The organism is Streptomyces sp. NRRL B-24572 (assembly GCF_002156145.1).
Taxonomy (GTDB): domain Bacteria; phylum Actinomycetota; class Actinomycetes; order Streptomycetales; family Streptomycetaceae; genus Streptomyces; species Streptomyces vietnamensis.
The window spans coordinates 1-4810 of the sequence record NZ_MWIG01000928.1; the positions used below are offsets into that span (position 1 = coordinate 1).

The following is a 4810-nucleotide window of genomic DNA, read 5'->3' on the forward strand; positions in this document are numbered from 1 at the left end:
CGGCGGCCGCCGGCTGCCCTTCCAGCTGCCCGACTGCCTCCAGTTCGTCTACGCCGACTTCAGCGAGGGCGAACTCCTCGGCTACCCCCAGTTCCGGGCCAAGGGAGCCGAGGGCGCCGCCTTCGCCCGTACCTCCCGCATCGTCCGCGACCTGCTGCCCACCGACTTCGACTCCTCGCCCGAAGTGGCCCGCATGCTGCGGGTCTCCCTCCACGAGGAGACCCGGTCCTGGCTGCCGCCGCAGGCCCGCCAGCCGCGCGTCGCCCCCCTCAACCACGGCGCCGGACAACTGCCGACCGTCGGGCGCTCCGCCCTCTTCGCGACCCTCCGCTCCGGCCTCGACCCCGTCCTGCGGCAGCTCCGCGAGGCGATCGGCGCCATCGGGCAGGCGGCCGGCGACCTCAAGCGGGTCGGCGGCGGCCGCATCCGGGGCTGCGACGTCTTCGTCGCCTTCTCCGTCGCCGGCGGCACCGGCGCCGGCATCTTCTACGACTTCATCCACCTCATCGGGCACGAGTTCCGCAACGCCAACGTGCCCGGCGTGAAGATCTACCCCCTCGTCGTCATGCCCTCCGCCTTCCCGCCCGAGGCGGGCGGCGGCCGCGAGGCCGAACTCAACGCGGCCCGCGCCCTCGTGGACCTCTCCCGGCTCGTCGACGACCAGAACGTGCCCGACGCCCTCGACACCGTCGGCGACGTCGAGGAACACGGCCGGCTCAGCGTCGCCTATCCCGGCGACGGGGTCGTCGCCCTGCGCCCCGCCACCATGCAGACCGCCTTCCTCTTCTCCAAGCCGGCCGTCATCGGCGCCGAGGACCTCCGCCGCTCCATCACCGCCATGGTGATGTCGCTGATCGGCACCGAACTCGGCGAGGACAGCAACTCGGTGAACCGCGCGGAGGACGACTACCAGTCCTTCGCCGCGAGCTTCATCAACAAGGCCGTGGAGCGCTCGACACCGGCCCGTACCGGCATCGGCTACCGCGGCATGTCCACCAGCCTCGCCGCCTCCCTCACCGTGCCCATCGACGACCTCGCCGAGATCGTCGCCGCCCGGCTCCTCGCCCAGGCCGTCCGCGGCATGTCCGAACGCGCCCGACGGCCCGCCCGGGACGGCCAGGACATGGTCCGGGACCTCTTCACCCGCTCCGGCATCGGCCGCCTGTGGAGCCGCGAGGCACCGGACGTGCCGCTGCCCGAACAACTGCCCCGGGGCAGCCGGGACATCACCCAGGAACTCCGCCAGCGGCTCAACGACATGGAGGACTCCCTCCAGCGCCTCGACGTCCACCTCGCCCGCGAGATCCCCCGCCTCACCGAGGACTTCAAGCCGGGCGCGGGCGCCCGCGAACTCCTCGGCCTCATCGGCCCGTTCCAGCTGGAGACCGTCCTCGCCGGCCTGCCTGGCCACCCCGACCGGGTGGCCAGGGAAGGCTTCACCGGCATGCTCGACAACCGGCGCAACGACCCCGAACGGCCCCCGAACGTCCAGACCAACGCCCCCAACATCCCCCACATCAGGCGCACCGTCGGCGGAGTCGTACCGGCCCGCTGGACCGACCCCGACGTCCAGGACACCCTCGCCGCCCAGCAGGCCTGGTACCAGTGGCGGGCCCGGGTCCTCTGGCACCGCGGCTGGCAGGCCGGCGAGAACCAGTGGCGGCGCTCCCTCAACCGCGTCACCGCCGAGATCGCCGAACTCACCAAGGTGCTCCGCGCCCACGAGCAGGACGAGGCGAAGTCCTTCGCCGACAGCCGCCGCGAGCTGTACCGGGACGACCGCGCGGGCATCGCCTACCTGCTGCCCCCGCAGAACACCCTGCGCGCCTTCTACGACGACGTCGTCGACCGCCTCGCCCAGAGCGAGGGCCTCCCCGAGACCACCGACGCCGCGACCCTCCTCGACCGGCTCGTCGGGCCCGACGACTGGCGGCGCGCCCTCGACGCGGTCCGCCGCTCCTCGGGGGCGGCCGTCAAGGAGATCAAGCAGGTCGTCGAGCGGCGGGTCAAGCGCCTCTTCGGCGAGGCCAACGAGGACGTCTTCGCCCGCCCCCTGCTGCCCTCCATGGAGCTGCTGCTGCGGGCCGCCGCGGGCGACGAGACCGCCGAGGCCAAGGTCGACCCGCGCTGGCTCGACCAGTTCCGCTCCCGGCTCGCCGGACTCCTCCCGGTCGGCTTCATCCCGGACGGCAGCGGCCCGCTCAAGATCCTCATCGTGCACCCGGCGAGCGAGTCCGACGGCCGGGCCGCCGACTTCCTCGCCCAGGAACTCAACCTGCCCTCCCGGGTGTTCCCCGAGTGCCGGGCCGTCGACACCGACTCCATCACCGTCGTCTTCTTCCGCAGCGGCATGAACCTCACCGACATCTCCGAGGTGCGCAACGTCCTCAGCCTCTGGTCCGAGGCCCGCGACTCCGGCGGCGAGGGCGACTTCCTGCACTGGCGCCAGCGGCTCGGCTACCAGGACGACTGGCTCGTCTCCACCGAACAGGACCGGCAGCGCATCCTCCACCGGCTGCTCTGCGCCCTGTGGAACGGCCACATCGCCGCCGAGGGGCCCGCCGACTCCCCCCGCCTCGTCCGGATCCGCCTCCAGGAGGGCGAGTCCGCGACCATGTCGCTGCGCCTGGAGGGCTTCGACGGCTCGCTCTCCAGCTGGGCGGGGCTGCTGCGCGCGTACGAGCGGTGGGCGCTGCTCGACGAGGGGCAGATCATCGAGCAGTTCTGCGAACGGCTCATGCGCGCCCTGCCCAAGGGCCTCGCCCACGTCCCGGCACCCCCGTCGCCGCTCTTCACCCACTTCGTGGAGCACGTCGCCCCGCGCCAGCTCGTCCTGATCGACGAGCTCGCCGCCGAGTACGGCGAGGCGGACAGCGAATGGCTCGCCCCGCTCCGCCACTTCTGGGAGGTCACCTACCCGGGCGCCCTCGACATGCGCTTCCCGAGCGCGGCCCACGCCACCCGCCCGAACCTCCGCACCCTCTACGACCGCCACGGCCCACGACAGGTCCGTGGCCCGGGCCGCCCGGCCGGACAGCGCCCGGGGCACGTCCCCCGGCCCCGCCAGGAGCCCCGGCCGCACAGGGGGTACGAGGACGGTGCCGGGTACGGGCCGCGCCCGGGGTACGAGAACGGTGCCGGGTACGGGCCGCGTCCCGGGTACGAGACCGGTACCGCCTACGAGTCCCGGCCCGGGGACGACTCCCGCCCCGGGTACGGGCCTCGACCCCGGTACGACGAGGGCGCCGCCCACAAGCCCCGGCCCGGGCACGAGCCTCGCCCCCGGTACGACGACGGTGCCGCCCACGAGTCCCGGCCCTCGTACGACGACGACGGTGCCGGGCGTGAGAACGGGGTCCGGCGCGACCCCCGTTCCGCGTACGCGAACCGGCCCGCCCCCTCCGCGCCGTCCGTCTACGAGGGCGACTGGGAGCTGGAGCCCGAGCCGGACTTCGGACCCGACTACGAGGAGTACGAGGGGTACGAGGGGTACGAGGCCGGCCACGGCCCGGAGTTCGGGCCCGCCGACGACGAGCCGCACCGCCGCGACCGGGCCGGTGAGGCGGAGTGAGCCCACGCGCCCTTCCCGTCCTGCCCGAACGGCCGCTGCCGGGCCACGCCGTCTGCCTCGACCTGCGCACATCCGTGGGGAAGGCGTACGACTCCGACGCCGCCGTCCGCGCGGCCCTGGACGTCCCGCAGCCCGGCGGCGAGCGGCGCTTCCTCGTCGTCGACGAGGCCGACCGGCTCGTCGCCCACCAGCTGCTCTACGAGCGCCTCTCCTCCTACGGCCCCGCGCACGTCGTCTGCCTGGCCGTCGGCACCCGGGGCGAACGGACCCTGAGCCGTTCCCTCACCCTCCGCCCGCCCGCCGCCGGCGTCCTGTGGGTCTTCGACTCCACGGAGGACGGCGTCCCGGGCGAGGCCGTCCTGCGTCCGCTCGTCGACGTCCTGTCCACGCCCGAGGTCTTCGACGCCGTCCTGCGCGCGCTCGGCGAGGTGGTGCACGGCGTCGCCGTGCCCGCCGTGCGGGTCCTGGAGCACGACCTCACCGACGAGGCCCGGGCGCGGGCCTGGCGGCAGGCGGTGGAGGGTCTTGCCGGACCCGACGTCCCGGCCGGGAACGTCTCCGCCGACCAGGTGCCGGGCGCGCTCGCGCTCCTCCTCGGCGAGGGCGTACCGCGCTCCCTGTCCGGCCACCCGTGGCTGCCGGCCCACGGCCGGGCGGGGGCCCGGCTCGCCGCCTGCGACGAGGCGGTCGGCGAGGCCGTCGACGGCTACCAGCGGGTCCGGGGCCCGGCCGGTCTCCTCACCGGCGCGGGCCGGACCGTCGACCTGCCCGCGGACATCGAGCGGGTGACGGAGGAGCTGAACCGGTTCCGTACCGCCGTCGCGGACGCGTTCGGCGCGGCGGGCGGCACCCGGCTCACCGCCGAGCACCGGGGGGTGCTGCGCGACCGGGGGGTCGAACTGCCGGAGCTGCCGCGGGAGATCTCGCGGGCCGGGATCGTCCCGGCGCTGCGCGACCTCACCCACGACCTGATCGGCAAGGGGCTGCCGCTGCGGTCCGTGGCGGCCCGCCTCTCCGCGCTGTCGGCGCGCACCGCGCCCGTGGGCAGTGCGGCCCGGCTCGCCCGTCTTGACGCGATCTGCGGTCCCGAGCGGCTGCGGCGGCTCGGCGGCCGGTACCCCTTCACGGCCGGCGGTTCGCGCCCCGCGGCCTTCGCCGTCACCGGCCTCCTGGCGCTGCTCGCCGGGCTCTGGCCGCTGCTCGGCTGGGTCCTCGGCCCGGCCGTCGGCGCCCTCGCCG

Annotated in this window: 2 protein-coding genes; both read left to right on the forward strand. The window is 74.9% G+C overall.

All coding sequences use genetic code 11. The features are described 5' to 3' along the window. Positions 1 to 3571: tubulin-like doman-containing protein (locus CCN56_RS38405; protein WP_107484296.1), on the forward strand; the 3571-nt coding region annotated here is incomplete at its 5' end. Then, on the forward strand, positions 3568 to 4810 hold a 1243-nt coding region (locus CCN56_RS38410), incomplete at its 3' end, for a hypothetical protein (RefSeq protein ID WP_373412952.1). The genes CCN56_RS38405 and CCN56_RS38410, both read left to right, overlap by 4 nt.